This window comes from Streptomyces nidicola, assembly GCF_050106155.1.
GTDB lineage: Bacteria > Actinomycetota > Actinomycetes > Streptomycetales > Streptomycetaceae > Streptomyces.
In genome coordinates this window covers 846,101-860,964 of record NZ_JBNBPI010000001.1, presented here as the reverse complement: position 1 = coordinate 860,964, position 14,864 = coordinate 846,101, and the positions used below count along the sequence as shown (strand labels likewise).

Sequence of the window (14,864 nt, the reverse complement as noted above, 5' to 3'; positions counted from 1 at the left end):
ATCGGCGAAGGTGTCAGCCGACGGTGATCGGCAATGGTGTCAGCCGACGGTGAGCTTCAGATTCGCATCCGCCGTCGAGCTGTTCCCCACGTACAGCTCGAACGTGCCCTCCTCGACCCGGAATTCGCCGCGGGGGTCGTTCGTCCAGAAGCCGAGGTCCTCCGCTCCGAGCTGGAACCGGACCGTCGTCGACGCCCCCGCGTCCAGCGTGACCCGCTTGAATCCGCGCAGCCTGCGCACCGGTTGGGTGAGCGACGCCGCCACATCGCGTACGTAGAGCTGCGCCACCTCGTCGCCGGAGCGCGAGCCGGTGTTGCGGACCTCGACCGACACCTCGAAGGTGTCGCCCTTGCGCAGGGCCCCCGCCAGGATCGAGGAGCGGCTCAGCTTCGGTGTGCCGAAGGAGAACGTGGTGTAACTGAGGCCGTAACCGAACGGGAACTGCGGGGTGGGCGGCAGGTCGAGGTACTTCGACGTGAACTTGTTGTCCTTGTCGTACGGGCGGCCCGTCGACTCGTGGTTGTAGTGGATCGGGATCTGGCCGGTCGTGCGGGGGAAGGACACCGGGAGCTTGCCGCCGGGGTTCACCGTGCCGAACAGGACGTCCGCGATCGCATTGCCCGCCTCGATGCCGGGGTGCCAGGCCTCGAGCACGGCCGGCGCGCTCTCCAGCCAGTCGCCGACGGTGAACGGCCGGCCGCCCACCAGGACCACCACGAACGGCTTGCCGGTCCCGGCGATCGCCGCGATCAGCTTCTCCTGCGCGCCCGGCAGCGAGATGTCGCTGCGGGCCGCGGCCTCGCCGCTCATCGACGGCGGCTCGCCGACGACCACGATCGTGACATCGGCGGACTTCGCGGCGGTGACCGCCTCCGCGATGCCGCCGGTGTCCTTGCCCTCCGGGTCGACGCCGCGCGCGTACGTGACCTTGGCACCCGGCGCCGCCTTCTTCACCGCGTCGAGCACCTTCACCGAAGGGAACTTCTCGGCCGACGCGGGCACCACCCACGTACCGAGCAGATCCGATGAGTCGCCGAACGGGCCCACCACGGCAAGGGACTTGACCGACTTCTTCAGCGGGAGCGCGCCCCGCTCGTTCCTCAGCAGGACCATCGAGCGGGACGCCGCCGTGCGCGCCGCCTTGCGGGCGGCCGCCGAGGGCTCGTTGATCGCCTTCGACTCCTCCACGTACGGGTCGTCGAACAGGCCGAGTGCGTACTTGAGGCGGAGCACGCTCGCCACCGCCTCGTCGATCCGCCGCTCCTTGATCTTCCCGGCGCGCAGCAGCTTCTTGCCGTTGGTGAGGAGATTGGTACTGGTCATCTCCATGTCGACGCCGGAGTTGAGGGCGAGCCGGGCCGCGTCCGCGCCGTCCTCGGCGAAGCCGTGCGCGATCAGCTCCTGAACGCCCGTGTAGTCGCTGACGACCAGACCTTCGAACCCCCACTCCTTCTTGAGGATATCGGTGAGCGTGTGCGGATTGCCGTGCGCAGGGACGCCGCTGATGGTGTTGAAGGAGGCCATCACGGTGGCGACGCCCGCGTCCAACGCCGCCTTGAACGGCGGGAGATAGAGGTTGCGCAGGCGCGACTCGGACACGTCGACCGTGTTGTAGTCGCGGCCGCCCTCCGCGCCGCCGTACGCCACGAAGTGCTTCGCGCAGGCGGCGACGGTGTCCTTCGAGCCGTAGCCCGAACCCTGGTACCCCTTCACCTTGGCCGCCGCGAACTTCGCGGTCAGGTACGGGTCCTCGCCGTTGCCCTCGGCGATCCGGCCCCAGCGCGGCTCGTGCGTGACGTCCATCATCGGGGCGAACGTCCAGTGCACGCCGTTGGAGCGGGCCTCCTTGGCGGACACTTCGGCGTCCGAGCGGGCCACGTCCGGGTCGAAGCTGGAGGCCTGGGCGAGCGGAATCGGGAAGTTGGTCCAGAAGCCGTGGATGACGTCGAGCCCGAAAAGGAGCGGGATGCCGAGCCGGGACTCCTCGACGGCGATGCGCTGCAACTCGTTGGTGGTCTTGGCGCCGAAGATGCTGAACACCGAGCCGACCCGCCCGGCCCGCGCCGCGTCCTCGACCGCCTTCGTCGTGCCGGAGCCCGGATTGAGGTCGTAGGACCAGGGGAGCTGCTGGAGCTGACCCAGCTTCTCTTCGAGAGTCATACGGGCGAGGAGGCTCTGGACCTTGCTCTCGTACGGGTTCCGCTTTGCCCCGACCGCGGCGGTCGCGCCGCTGGCCTGGCTGGTCACGACGGCACTGGCGGCGGCGGTGACACCGATCGCGGACAGCAGGGTACGCCTGTGCAGCTGCGGCATGTGTTCGCTTCCCGATAGGCCGAGGCCCGCAACTTGTGTGGCGGGCACAAGAATTGAAGCGAAGTTACGTTCCGGTTACCCGAGGGTCAAGAGGTGTGACCGGGGTGTCGGCGCCGCGGTCGATCTTCTGGGGCGCCGGGGGCCGATCGGTCAACGGAACTCGGCCACGCGCTCGGCCGCCCAGTTCTCGAAGGTGCGGCCGCGGCGACCGAGGATGCCTTCCAGATCCGGGGAGACAGGGGTCGGGGTCTGGACGCACGACGCGAAGTAACGCAGCAGGGAGTCGGCGATCTCCTCGGTCATCCAGGGACCGGACAACATGGCGTCACGGGCGGCCGCGTGCGAGATCTCCTCGTAGCGCAGGGGGCGCCCGAGAGCCGCACCGAGAATGCCGACCTGCTCCGCGAAGCTCAGCGCCTGGGGCCCGGTCAGCACCGGCGCCGCGCCGGACGGAACCGCTCCCGTCAGGGCGCGGGCGGCGACGGCGGCGATGTCGTCCTCATGGATGGGGGCGGTGACCGCCCGGGCGTACGGACCCACGACCGTGTCGCCGCCCTTGATCTGGCCGATCCACTGCCGGGCGTTGGCGGCGAAGGCGTCGGGCCGCAGATGGACGAACTCGGGGGCGGCGGACTCGGCGGCGGCTTCCAGCTCGCGGTGGCGGTTGGCCACGGCGTGCCGGCTGTCACCGGAGAGGACGGACGAGGAGGACAGCGTGACCACCCGCGTCACTCCGGCCGCCTTCGCGGCGTCGAGCAGAGCCTGCTCGCCGCTCCACAGGGCCGCCGGGTTCACGAACACCGCCGTGACGCCGTCCAGGTCGGGATGTGCGCTGTCGCAGGGCTGGACGCCCGCCGGGAAGCGGGCGGCGTCCGGGGTGCGGGTGAGGGCGCGGACGGGGTGGCCTGCGGCGGCGAGCTCCGCCACGAGGGGGCGGCCCACGGTGCCGGTGGCTCCGGTGACGAGGATCAAGGTTCTCTCCGTTCGAGGGACGGCCCTCAGTTTCAACCGTTTGGATGAATTAGTCAACCAGTCGGATGATTGACGTCGTGGCCTGCGGCGATACCCTTGCTTCCATGAATCCGCCCGCCCGTCGCCGGGCCGCCGACGCCACCGCCCCCGCATCCGGAGACTCCCGGACCCGACTGCTGGAGTCCGCGAAGGACGTCTTCGCCGAGAAGGGGTACGCCGGGGCCCGGGTGCAGGAGATCGCCGACCGCGCGGGCGTGAACAAGCAGTTGATCAACTACTACTTCGGCGGCAAGAGCGGGATCTACGCCGAACTGGGCCGTGAATGGCTGAAGAGCGAGGTCGAGCTGCAGGACCCCGGGCTGCCGTACGACGAGCTGGTCCTGCGCTACCTGCGCAACAACTTCATGGACCCGCGCGGCGTACGCCTGGAGGCGTGGTCGGAGCTGACGGGCCGCCCGGACGTGCCCGAGTCGGCCACGGAGGACCTCGCCGACATCGAACGCAGGCAGGCCGAGGGCGAGTTGACCGACACGATCAGCCCGGCCATGGTCATGCTGCTGTCCCAGGCCCTCGTCATGGCCCCGCATCTGATGCCGGACACAGTGCGGCGCATCTTCGGCAGCGGCCCGACGGACCCGGACTTCCAGCGCGACTACTCCGAGCAACTGGCGCGGGTGCTGCGCCTGTTGCGCGCTTGACCGTTCACATGCGCCCCTGATTGTTGTTGGCTTTGCTTGACCTCAAGATTGGTTGAGGTCCTAACGTCATCGGCATGAGCATGGAGACCACAGCCTGGACGCAGCTGCACAGCGTCATGAACGCCCAGGACGGCGGGCCCAAGGGCCGTCCCTTCGCCCGCGCGACCCTTCGCAGGATCGCCGAATTCGCCCGGCCGCACCGGCGCCGCATCGCCCAGTTCGTGTTCCTGAGCATCCTGACCGCGCTGCTCGCCGTGGCGACGCCGATGCTCGCGGGCACGGTCGTCAACGCGATCGTGGGCGGTCACGACGAGGGCCGCGTCATCCGCCTGGCCCTCCTCATCGCGGTCATCGCGGTCGCCGAGGCGGGCATCGGGCTGCTGGCCCGCTGGCTCTCCGCGAACCTCGGCGAAAGCCTCATCCTCGACCTGCGCACGGCCGTCTTCGACCACGTACAGCGCATGCCCGTCGCGTTCTTCACCAGGACCCGCACGGGAGCCCTGGTCAGCCGCCTCAACAACGACGTGATCGGCGCGCAGCGCGCCTTCAGCAACACGCTGTCGGGTGTGGTCGGCAACGTGGTCACGCTGATCCTGACCCTGGCCGTCATGCTGGCGCTGTCCTGGCAGATCACGCTGCTCGCTCTCGTCCTCCTGCCGGTCTTCGTGCTTCCCGCCCGCCGCATGGGCTCCCGCATGGCCCGCCTCCAGCGCGAGGCCGCCGCGCACAACGCGGCCATGGGGACGCGGATGACCGAGCGGTTCTCCGCGCCGGGCGCCACACTGATCAAGCTGTTCGGGCGGCCCGGCGACGAGTCGGCCGAGTTCGCGGAGCGCGCCCGCCGGGTACGCGACATCGGCGTACGCACCGCCATGGCGCAGTCGGCGTTCATCACCGCGCTCACCCTTGTCTCCGCCCTCGCGCTGGCACTCGTGTACGGCCTCGGCGGCTGGTTCGCGCTGACCGGCAGCCTGAAGGCGGGCGCGGTCGTCTCCCTTGCTCTGCTGCTGACCCGCCTGTACGCGCCGCTCACCTCGCTCGCCGGCGCCCGCGTCGAGGTGATGAGCGCGCTCGTCAGCTTCGAGCGGGTCTTCGAGGTGCTCGACCTCGAACCGCTCATCGACGAGAAGCCCGACGCCCGCGCGATCCCGGAGGGCCCGGTCGCCGTCGAGTTCGACGACGTCCGCTTCGGCTACCCCTCCGCCGACAAGGTGTCACTGGCCTCGCTCGAAGAGGTCGCCTCCCTCGACACACGCGGCGGCGCCGAGGTGCTGCACGGAGTCTCCTTCCGGGCCGAACCCGGCCAGACGGTGGCGCTCGTCGGTTCCTCCGGAGCCGGCAAGTCGACCATCGCGTCGCTGCTGCCGCGGCTCTACGACACCGATGGCGGGGCCGTCCGCATCGGCGGCCTCGACGTACGCGACGCCAGCGCCGTCTCGCTGCGCGCCACGCTCGGCATGGTCACGCAGGACGGACACCTCTTCCATGACAGCATCCGCGCCAACCTGCTGCTCGCCCGCCCCGAGGCGAGCGAGGCCGAGCTGTGGGACGTGCTGACCCGCGCCCGCCTTGACGCGCTCGTCCGCGACCTGCCGGACGGCCTGGACACGGTCGTCGGCGAACGCGGCTACCGACTCTCCGGCGGCGAACGCCAGCGCATGACCATCGCCCGGCTGCTCCTCGCCCGCCAGCGCGTCGTCATCCTCGACGAGGCCACCGCCCACCTCGACAACACCTCGGAGGCGGCCGTGCAGGAGGCGCTCGCCGAGGCGCTGGAGGGCCGTACGGCCGTGGTCATCGCCCACCGGCTTTCGACGATCCGCTCCGCCGACCAGATCCTTGTGGTGGAGGAGGGGCGAGTGGTGGAGCGGGGGACGCACGAGGAGCTCGTGGTGCGGGGTGGCCGGTACGAGGAGCTGTACCGGACGCAGTTCGGGGGAGCGGAGGTCGTGGAGGCCGCGTAAATCAAGCCCCTGCGGCGCATGAGCAGCGGAGCCCCGTGGCGTCGGAGCGGCGCCGCGGGGCCCCAAATCATCCGCGCCAACGGCCAGTTGACCACTCACACCGCCACGTGACCGCAGGTTACCCTGACCGCATGCTGGTAGGTCGCACAGCGGAATGCGCGCGCCTCGAGGACCTCGTCGACGGCGCGCGCACCGGTCACAGCGCCGCCCTGGTCGTCCGTGGCGAGGCGGGCATCGGGAAGACCAGCCTGCTCGGCTACGCCGAATCCGTCGCCCGTGACCTCACGCGGCTGCACACGCAGGGCATCGAGTCGGAGAGCGAACTGCCGTACGTGGGGCTCGCGGACCTGTTCCGGCCGGTCACCGACCACCTCGACCGCATCCCCGAACGGCAGGCCGCGGCCCTCACCGGCGCCCTCGCCCTCGGCCCCGCCGTCGCGCAGGACCGGTTCGCGGTCGCCGCCGGCACGCTCAGCCTGCTGGGCGCGATCAGCGAATCGGGTCCAGTCCTGGTCGTCGTCGACGACACCCAGTGGCTCGACCCGTACTCCCTGGACGCCCTCGCCTTCGCGACCCGCCGCCTGGGCCGCGAGGGCGTGGTCGCCCTCTTCGCCACCCGCGACACCGACGAGACCGCCTCCCGGCTCGCGCCCGTGGAGTCCCTGAGCCTCCGGGGTCTCGATGCCGGGGCGGCCCGCGAACTCGTTGCCGAGGAGGCCGCGGAGTCGCTGCCGGCGCACGACGTCCAGTGGCTGCTGTCCGAGGCCCGCGGTAACCCGCTCGCCCTCGTCGAACTCCCCGCCCTGATCGCCCACGGCGGCCACCGCCCCGACAGCGGCGCCCCGCTGCCCATCGGCGACATCCTGGCCCGCACCTTCCACAGCGCCATCACCCGGCTCCCCGACCGCACCCGGGACGCCATGCTGCTGCTCGCGGTCCTCGGCCCCCGCCCGCTCGCCGGAACCGAACGGGTGCTGCGCGCCCACGAGTTGAGCTACGCGGACCTCGAACCGGCCGAGCGCGCCGGACTGATGACAGTCGAGGGAGGCGCGTACATCTTCCGGCACCCGCTCGTCCGCTCCGGCGTCTACCACGGCGCGACCGCCGTCCGCCGCTGGCGCGCCCACCGCACCGTGGCACGGGCCCTCCAGGGCGCCCGCGCCCCCGCCGCACTCGAACGCTACGCCTGGCACCTGTCCGAATCGGGCGCCGACCCGGACGAAGAGGTCGCCGCCGCGCTCGCGAAGGCGGCCTCCGGCGGCCCGGCCAGCCTCACCTTCCCGCTCGCCGCCCGCCTCTACGCCCACGCCGCCCGCTTCACCCCCGACGACGAGGGCAAGGCGCGCCGCCTGCTCGCCGCCGCCCGCGCCGCCCAGGCCGCGGGCTCGCTCGACGAGGCCGCCGACCTCCTGGACCACGCCCTCGACCACGCCGCACACGAACGCACCCGCCTGGAACTGCGCCAACTGCTCTGCTACGTGGACATCCAGCGCGGCCGCCCCGCCCGCGCGCGCGAGCAGCTGCGTTCCGCCGTCGACGAGGCCCGCCGCGTCGACCCCGCGCTCGCCGCCGTGATGCTCGGCGGCATCACCCTCACCGAACTCGCCATCGGAGACCTCACGGCGGCCCGCGCCACGTCCGCCGAATCGATGCAGCTCGCGGACGCCTTCGGCGACGCGGCGGCGGCCCTGCCGGTACGCCTCCTGCACGCACTGGTCGAACTCCTGGGAGGCAACGCGGCGGACGGCCGGGCCCTGCTCCACGACCTCGAAAAGCCCCTGGCCGTACCGGACCTGTCCTTCCCCTACCCGGTCTCCGGCGTCGGGGGCCTGTGCTACCTGGCCACGGAGGAGCTGGACCAGGGCCACGCGCTCCTCGACCGCGCGGTGCACGCGGCCCGCTCCTCCAGCACGGTCGGCCTCCTGGCACACCTCCTCGGCACGCTCTCCGTCGTCGAGTTCTGGCGCGGCGAGTGGAACGCGTCGCTCGCCCACGCCGACGAATCCGCCCGCCTCGGCGAGGACACGGGACGGGTCATCGAGGTGTGCCGCGCACTGGCGGCGCAGGCCCGCACGGAAGCCGTCCTGGGCAGGGAGGCGGACTGCCGCCGTCACGAGGCGCAGTGCCGCTCCCTGGCCGCGGCCGCCGAACTCCCCATGGACGCGGCACGCGCGCGTGGAGCGCTCGGCCTCCTCGAACTCGGCCTGGGGCGCTACGAAGACGCGGCGACACACCTGGAAGAGGTACGCGCCTTCTCCCTCGCCAACGGCCGCGGCGACGGCCTCTATCTCTCCTGGGCCGCCGACCTCGCCGAGGCCTACGTTCATCTGCACCGCACCGACGAGGCGTACGAGGTGCTGCGTGTCCTGGACCACGAGGCGGGCCGGGGCAGGCGCCCCATCACCGCCGCGGCCGCCGCCCGCTGCCGGGGCATGCTCGAACCGGCCTACGCCGAGTGGCACATGGACCGGGCCCTCGCCGAACTCGCCGATATCCAGGCCCCGTTCGAGCGAGGCAGGACCGACTTCGCATGCGGCGAACTCCTGCGCCGCCTCGGCCGCCGCAGCGAGGCCCGCCGCCGACTGCAGCGCGCCCTCGCCACCTTCGAACGCCTCGGCGCGACCGGCTGGGCGGGCCGAGCCGCCGCCGAACTCCACGCCGCGGGCGGCGACCGCGTCGACTCGGGCCCCACACCTCTGGACGGCCTGACTCCCCAGGAACTCCGCGTGGCCCTGGCGGTCGGCCGCGGAGTCACCAACCACGAAGCGGCGGAACAACTCTTCCTCAGCGTCAAGACGGTCGAGTTCCACCTCGGCAACATCTACCGAAAGCTGGACGGAGTGCACCGCCGGGCCCAACTCGTGCGCCTGCTCAGCGAATCGGCCCACCCCTGACACACTCCTGATGTGCGCACAGACAGTGGGGGTGCCCGCGCCGGGCACCCCCAGTCCCCCGTTGTCCCCCGTGGGATCCCCGTTGTTCCCCCGTAGGGTCCCCCGTGTCGAAAGCCCCCGTGTGCTTTCGTGTCTCCACGATGGACCCGGCCGGACCCCTGGGCCACGGGGAAAACCCTGGGATCGGGGGCCAGGGGGTACGACAGGTGCTGTAGTCGGCGCAACGCCGCAGGTCGGCCCGGGTGCTCAGACCCCCTCCACCAACGGCTGCAACACCGCCTCCCTCAACGCCCGCGTACGCAGCCCGGTGACCTCCTGGTACTCCGGGTCGGACACCATGCGGCTGAAGGCCTCGCGGCTCGGGTAGCGGACGAGGAGCACCGCGTCCCAGGCCTGGCCTTCCTCGGCGACCAGCGGGGAGTCGCCCGAGCCTGAGTAGAGGACCTCGCCGCCGTAGCGAGGGAGGAACGTCTCCTCCACGCGGCGCGCGTACTCCTGGTAGAGGGCCCGGCCGTCCGGAGCGAAGCGCAGCAGGTTGAGCATCACGACCGGGCCGCCCGGGTCCTCGGCCAGCAGTCGCTTGAGATCGGCACCCTTCGGATCGACCGCCACGGTCAACTCCCCTTCGTGGTCCTGTATGTCGTCGGTCTGTGGGCCCGGAGCGTACCAAGCGGTATGTCGGTGCTGCGACCGTGCCCACCGTCGCCTGCCGCTACCCGGCAGGGGCCCACGCGTCGTACCCGTAGATCCACCCGCTTCCCACCAACGGATCCGCGTCCCCGAGCGCCGCGTCCCGTGCCCGCTGCTCCGGGCCGTCCGGCAGGTGGTTGGTGTCGGCGCGGGAGTGGCTCGCCTGTTGGAGGCGGGTGGTGCGCGGGATGCGCTCCGACTCGTAGCGGGCGAGGGCCCGGTCCGGGGTGTCCGGGTCGGTGGCGAGGCAGCGGGCCAGGACCGCCGCGTCCTCCAGTGCCTGCGCGGCCCCCTGGCCGTAGAACGGGAACATCGCATGTGCGGCGTCGCCGAGCAGGGTCATGCGGCCGTGGGTCCACGAGGGCAGTGGCGGCCGGTCGTACAGGGCCCAACGGCCGGGAGTGGAACCGGACTTGATGAGGGTGGACACCCGTTCGTCCCAGTCGGCGAACTCCGCGTGGAACTCCTCGACCGTGGCCGTCGCGCTCCACGACTCCTCCGTCTCGTCCGTCGCCGGGGCGAACGCCACCACGTTCACGCCCGCACCGCCGGAGATCGGATAGTGCACGAAGTGATGGCCGGGGCCCAGCCACAGTGTCTGGGCGCGGCGGAGGGCGAAGGCGGGGGCCGCCGCGGCGGGGACCACGGTGCGGAAGGCGCACAGGCCCGAGAAGCGGGGGCGCTCCGGCTCGGCGACCGCCTCGCGGACGAGGGAGTGCATGCCGTCCGCGCCGATGACCATGTCGGCGTCGGTGCGGGAGCCGTCGGCGAAGGTCAGGCGTACGCCGTCGGCGTGTGGTTCGACGGCCGTGCAGCGCGCCCCGAGCCGCACCGCCTCGTCCGGCACCGCCGACCTGAGCGCGTCGAGCAGATGGGCGCGGTGCGCGGTGTACGTGCGCTCCCCGTAGAGGCGCTCGCACACCCCGTCGAGGCGCTCCGCGGACAGCACCGTGCCGTCCTCCCAGCGGCGGAACTCCCAGCCCCAGTCCAGCGGCACGGCCCGGCGCAGCGCGGACTCCGCCACGCCCAGCGCGCGCAGCGGCCGCACCGCGTTGGGCGCGAGCACCAGGCCCGCGCCGACCTCGGTCAGCGCGGCCGCCTGCTCGTGGACGGTCACGGTCAGCCCCGCGCGATGGAGGAACGCCGCGGCCGCCATGCCGCCGATGCCGCCGCCCACGATCGCGATCCGAGGTCCTGTCTGCTGCCTGCTGCGCACTGGCTTCCTCCTGGACTCCGCCGCGTACGTCATTGTCCTCGCGGCACCCTGGGATCCTCGCCCTCTCCGCCAACCGGCGTAACCGCTATGTTCATTGAGCGAACATCGGCGTCAACTACCCATGGGGAGCAAGGGAAGGAGGGGCGTATGTCGCGTACCGGGCAGCCGGGGCGCAGTGTGAGTGCGCGCCTGCTCGATGTCCTTTTCGCCTTCCGTGCCGGCCGATCCCGGCTCACGCTCGCCGAGTTGACCCGCGCCACCGGACTTCCGCACGCCTCGGTGCGCCGGCTCGCCCTCGAACTCGTCGAGGCCGGCGCGCTCGACCGGGCGCGGGACGGCACGTTCACGGTGGGGATCCGGATGTGGGAGCTGGGCACGCTGGCGCCGCTGAGCCTTCCGCTGCGCACGGTCGCGCTGCCGTACATGGAGGATCTGCACGCCGCGCTGCGTCAGCACGTGCAGATCGCGGTGCTTGACGGTACGTCGGCTGTGCTCGTCGAGCGGCTCTCGGCGGAACGTGCGGTCGACGTCGAGTTCAGGACCGGCGGGCGGCTGCCCCTGCACAGCTCGGGCGTCGGCAAGGTGCTGCTCGCCCACGCGGATCCCGAACTCATCGACGTACTGGTACGGGACGGGCTCCCGGCGCCCACTCCGCGGACGCTCACCGAGCCCGAGCGGCTGCGCGCCGAGCTCGCCGAGGTGCGCGAGAGCGGGGCGGCCACGGTGTACGGGGAGACCTCGCCCGGCGTGGACTCCGTGGCCACCCGCGTCCTCGACGCCGACGGGGCGGTGGTCGCCGCGCTCGGCGTCGTCGTACGGGCCGGTACCGCGGATCTGCGGGCGGTGCGGCCCGCGGTCATCGCCAGCGGGCTCGCGGTGTCGCGCGGGCTGGGGTGGCGGCCTCAGAGCGGCGTGAGGTGCCCTTGAACATCGCCGCGAGCCCCGCCCCCAGCAGCGCCGGGACCACGAACGCGTAGAAGCCTGCCTTGGGCCAGGCGAACAGGACGGTGACCGCGCCCAGGTAGCTCGGGCCCACCACGGCGCCGATGCGGCCGACCCCGAGGCTGCACCCGAGGCCGGTGCCGCGCAGGTGGGGCGGGTAGTAGTGGGCGACGGCGATGTTGACCAGGTTCTGCGTTCCCAGGGCGCCGAGCCCCGCGACCGCCGACGCGAGCAGCAGCACGGGGCGGGGCTGCGGAGTGCTCAACGTGATCATCGCGAGGGCGGCGAGGACGAAGCTCACCACCGTGGCGGACTTCAGGAAACCGCGGTCGGCGAGCACGACCGCGGCGAGTGTGCCCAGGACCGCGCCCGCGTTGAACGCGATGGAGAACTCCAGGGACGAGCTGAGGTCGTAGCCGTTCTTGACCATCAGGGTCGGCAGCCAGGTGCCCGCCCCGTAGACGAGGACGAGGCCGGTGAAGGTGGCCGCCCAGAAGAGGAGGGTCGCCCTGCGGTGTTCGGCGACGAGGATCTCGCCCAGACGGTTGGCGGAGGCGGTCCGCCCCTCACCGGTCGCCGACGGCACCGACGTCGGCACGAGCCGCCACACCACCGGTATCAGCACGAGCGGGAAGACACCGAAGAGGAACAGCGAGCGGAAGTCCCACGCGGGCAGCAGCGCGCGGCCGAGGACGCCCGTGATGATGCCGCCGAAGGCGAGGCCGGTCAGGGCGGTGCCGACTTGCAGGTTGCGGCGTGCGGGTGTGGCCGATTCGCTCACGAACGCGGTGACCAGCGGGATGAGTGCCCCCAGGCCGATGCCGGTGGCGAAACGGGTCGCGGCGAAGAGGCCGAGCGTCCCCGCGACCGCGCTCAGCAGCATCCAGACGGAGAGCCAGGCCAGACTGATGACCATCGGCAGCCGCCGCCCGTACAGGTCCCCGGCCCAGCCCGCCGCGACGGAACCGATGGGCATGCCGAGCGCGGTGAGGCTGCCCAGCAGGCCGAGCGTGGACTTGGTGACGTCCCAGCCGGGGTGGTTGAGGAGGGAGGGGCCGACCGCGCCGAGGATGAAGAGGTCGTACCCCTCGATGCAGAGCATGGCCAGGCCGAGGGCCGTGGCCATGCGTGCGCCAGTGGTGCGTGTCATCGCGCGTCCTCCTCGGTCACTGGTGACGCCCCTGTTGCCACTGTCGCACCCAACTCCGGCCGTAGTCATTGCCGTGCGGCGTGCGCAGCACGGTATGGACGTGGAACGGCTTGGGGGAGTCGTAGTCGAGGAACACCCCGCAGTGGTGGTCGAGTTCGGCGATGACCACGGGGGACTGGACGCGGTAGTAGAAGACGTCGTCCGGGCCGTGGCCGCCGATCCAGGAGAACCACGTGTCGTCCAGGTGCGCGCGCACCTCCCGCATCCGCGCGGCGCGGGGCCCGGGCGGCAGGAGCTTGAGGAACTCCTCCACGGTCGCCGTCACCAACTCGCGTGCGGCCGAAGGCATTTCACGCACACGTACGCCCTCGAAAGGGATCACACGGTTGTCCTGGAACGCGCCGCCGAGATGCCGCTCGTCGCCGGGGTGCACCCGGCCCTCCGGCATCCCCGGGTCGACCATCCGCTCGTACATGGTGGCCGCGGCGCGCAGTTCGGGAGTGAGTGCCGCCATGACCTGTCGGCCCAGCGCGATACGTTCGGTGAACGCGGTCGTCCCGGCGTGCGGCCCGGCGTCGATCTCGTTGGGCTCCGCGCCGAGGAAGACCGGTCCGACGGTCGAACGGCCCTCCACCACAAGGCAGTTGACGGCACAGTGGTGGCCGAACAGCTGCCAGCCCCACGGGGCGTGCGCGTCGGGCGTGCCGTACAGGGCGATGTTGTAGCTGAACTCGCCCAGGATGTTCTCGAGTTCGACGACCTCGCCGAGGAAACCGTTGATCCGCATCATCGTGCGGACCTCGTCGTACCCCTCCGCGCTGAGCGACGCCCGTACGAGGGCGAGCGCCGCGCGGCGCACCTCCGGCGGCTGGAACTCGAGCCGCAGACCCGTGTCGAACTGCATGAACTCCGGATTGGCCCACGTCTGCCACTCCACCGCGTCCACCGCGTGGCAGATCCGGTCCCGGCTCTCCGCGTCCAGTGTGTCGAGCAACTCCCTTGCTGCGGAGACCATGTCGCCGACCGGCGCCTCCTCGCCCGGCTTCGCAGGTTCGAGGGGGTGGAGGCCCTCGCACAGCGAGCCGTTCTCCGTGATGCCCCGGAAGTCGTTCTTGTAGAGCGGCGTCCAGCCCCGGATCAGTTCGCCCGTGAAGGTGCCCTCGGCCCGCGCGACCTCCCGATAGGCGTACGGGTCAAGGCCCTTGAGCTCCTGGATGCGCGGGTGGTCCGGCGGAAAGAGGTACTCGCGGTACGCGGCGGATGACATCAGGCGTTCCTCCCGGACGGGCTCCAGGGCCCTAAATGGTCGTGTTGTGGCGGGCCACGGCCGCGCGCACGGCGGACTCGTCGCCCGCGGCGATGGCCTCGACGAGGTCCTCGTGCGCCCCGCACCGCTCGGCCCGGTACCGCTGCGAGGCCTCCGCGTCGTCGTCGAGCCGGGAGGAGGCGGAGGCGTTGAGGTGGCCGAGCGTCCCGGTGTAGACGGCGGCGGCCATCCGGTTGGGGCAGATCGCCGCGATCCGCTCGTGCAGCGCCCAGTTGGCCCGCATGAACGCGTCCCAGTCCGGCGCCGCACGCATCCCCTCCAGGAGCGTACGCAGCTCGGCGACGTCCGCGTCGGTGCGGCAGCGGGCGGCGCCGATGTCGACCAACACCTCCAGGTGGTCGCGGAGTTCGATGGCATCGGCGACCGTCTCCGGCTCGTCCCGTACGTCGAGCAGGGTATGGCGCAGGCGCACCACCGGGCCCCGGTCCGCGACGAAGAGGCCGCCGCCCCGGCCGGGACGGATCTGCAGCACCCCGCGGTCCCGCAGGATCCGCACCGCCTCGCTGACCGTCGAATAGGCGTAACCCGTCTCCTCCCGCAGGGAGTCGAGGGTGCCCACGGGGTCGCCGGCGTGCAGGCCGAGCGAGCGGACGCGGGCGTCGAGATCGGCGGCGAGCTGCTCGGCGCGCGTGCGGCGGGGCGCGGCGCCCAGGCCGCCGAGGACCGCTTGTCGGGCGGCTGGTTCGTCAGGCATAGTC

Annotated in this window: 11 protein-coding genes; 4 read left to right on the top strand and 7 right to left on the bottom strand. The window is 71.9% G+C overall.

The genetic code is table 11. The features are described 5' to 3' along the window. Nucleotides 1-39 precede the first annotated feature (39 nt). Together ACOKM3_RS04050 and ACOKM3_RS04045 are read right to left on the bottom strand one after the other, a co-directional pair. The gene (locus ACOKM3_RS04050; RefSeq protein ID WP_426896947.1) at nucleotides 40-2,313 is read right to left on the bottom strand and encodes a glycoside hydrolase family 3 N-terminal domain-containing protein; all 2,274 of its coding nucleotides are present in this window, start codon (nucleotides 2,311-2,313) and stop codon (nucleotides 40-42) included. Between the two features lie 150 nt (nucleotides 2,314-2,463). Then, nucleotides 2,464-3,285: an NAD(P)H-binding protein gene (locus ACOKM3_RS04045; RefSeq protein ID WP_426896946.1), complete on the bottom strand. Its 822-nt coding sequence runs from the start codon at nucleotides 3,283-3,285 to the stop codon at nucleotides 2,464-2,466. 104 nt (nucleotides 3,286-3,389) lie between these two features. Here ACOKM3_RS04045 and ACOKM3_RS04040 point away from each other — a divergent pair, with 104 nt between their 5' ends. The 3 genes from ACOKM3_RS04040 (at nucleotide 3,390) to ACOKM3_RS04030 (ending at nucleotide 8,841) form a co-directional block, all read left to right on the top strand. Further along, nucleotides 3,390-3,983, top strand: coding sequence for a TetR/AcrR family transcriptional regulator (locus ACOKM3_RS04040; RefSeq protein WP_426896944.1), 594 nt, complete (start codon nucleotides 3,390-3,392; stop codon nucleotides 3,981-3,983). An 80-nt stretch (nucleotides 3,984-4,063) separates the two neighbouring features. Then, the gene (locus ACOKM3_RS04035) at nucleotides 4,064-5,947 is read left to right on the top strand and encodes an ABC transporter ATP-binding protein (protein WP_426906696.1); all 1,884 of its coding nucleotides are present in this window, start codon (nucleotides 4,064-4,066) and stop codon (nucleotides 5,945-5,947) included. A 131-nt stretch (nucleotides 5,948-6,078) separates the two neighbouring features. Next, nucleotides 6,079-8,841 carry a helix-turn-helix transcriptional regulator gene (locus ACOKM3_RS04030; protein WP_426896942.1) on the top strand — a complete coding sequence of 921 codons (2,763 nt, stop codon included), beginning with the start codon at nucleotides 6,079-6,081 and terminating at the stop codon, nucleotides 8,839-8,841. 246 nt (nucleotides 8,842-9,087) lie between these two features. Here the strand turns inward: ACOKM3_RS04030 and ACOKM3_RS04025 are convergent, their stop codons facing one another. Together ACOKM3_RS04025 and ACOKM3_RS04020 are read right to left on the bottom strand one after the other, a co-directional pair. Then, nucleotides 9,088-9,453: a DUF1330 domain-containing protein gene (locus ACOKM3_RS04025; RefSeq protein WP_426896940.1), complete on the bottom strand. Its 366-nt coding sequence runs from the start codon at nucleotides 9,451-9,453 to the stop codon at nucleotides 9,088-9,090. 100 nt (nucleotides 9,454-9,553) lie between these two features. After that, nucleotides 9,554-10,747 carry an FAD-dependent monooxygenase gene (locus tag ACOKM3_RS04020; protein ID WP_426896938.1) on the bottom strand — a complete coding sequence of 398 codons (1,194 nt, stop codon included), beginning with the start codon at nucleotides 10,745-10,747 and terminating at the stop codon, nucleotides 9,554-9,556. Between the two features lie 147 nt (nucleotides 10,748-10,894). Between ACOKM3_RS04020 and ACOKM3_RS04015 the strand changes: the two genes are divergently transcribed. Further along, nucleotides 10,895-11,674 carry an IclR family transcriptional regulator gene (locus ACOKM3_RS04015; protein ID WP_426896936.1) on the top strand — a complete coding sequence of 260 codons (780 nt, stop codon included), beginning with the start codon at nucleotides 10,895-10,897 and terminating at the stop codon, nucleotides 11,672-11,674. On the opposite strand, the gene ACOKM3_RS04010 is transcribed toward ACOKM3_RS04015, so the two are convergent. Genes ACOKM3_RS04010 through ACOKM3_RS04000 form a run of 3 tightly spaced genes read right to left on the bottom strand, consistent with a single transcriptional unit; the run spans nucleotide 11,604 to nucleotide 14,860 of the window. After that, nucleotides 11,604-12,839 carry an MFS transporter gene (locus tag ACOKM3_RS04010; RefSeq protein WP_426896934.1) on the bottom strand — a complete coding sequence of 412 codons (1,236 nt, stop codon included), beginning with the start codon at nucleotides 12,837-12,839 and terminating at the stop codon, nucleotides 11,604-11,606. The two genes, ACOKM3_RS04015 and ACOKM3_RS04010, sit on opposite strands and share 71 nt — an antisense overlap. Before the next feature lie 16 nt (nucleotides 12,840-12,855). After that, on the bottom strand, nucleotides 12,856-14,106 hold the full coding sequence (locus ACOKM3_RS04005) for a DUF3500 domain-containing protein (RefSeq protein ID WP_426896932.1): 1,251 nt from the start codon (nucleotides 14,104-14,106) through the stop codon (nucleotides 12,856-12,858). A 31-nt stretch (nucleotides 14,107-14,137) separates the two neighbouring features. After that, nucleotides 14,138-14,860, bottom strand: a complete 723-nt coding sequence (locus ACOKM3_RS04000; protein WP_426896930.1) for a FadR/GntR family transcriptional regulator — start codon at nucleotides 14,858-14,860, stop codon at nucleotides 14,138-14,140. Nucleotides 14,861-14,864 lie beyond the last annotated feature (4 nt).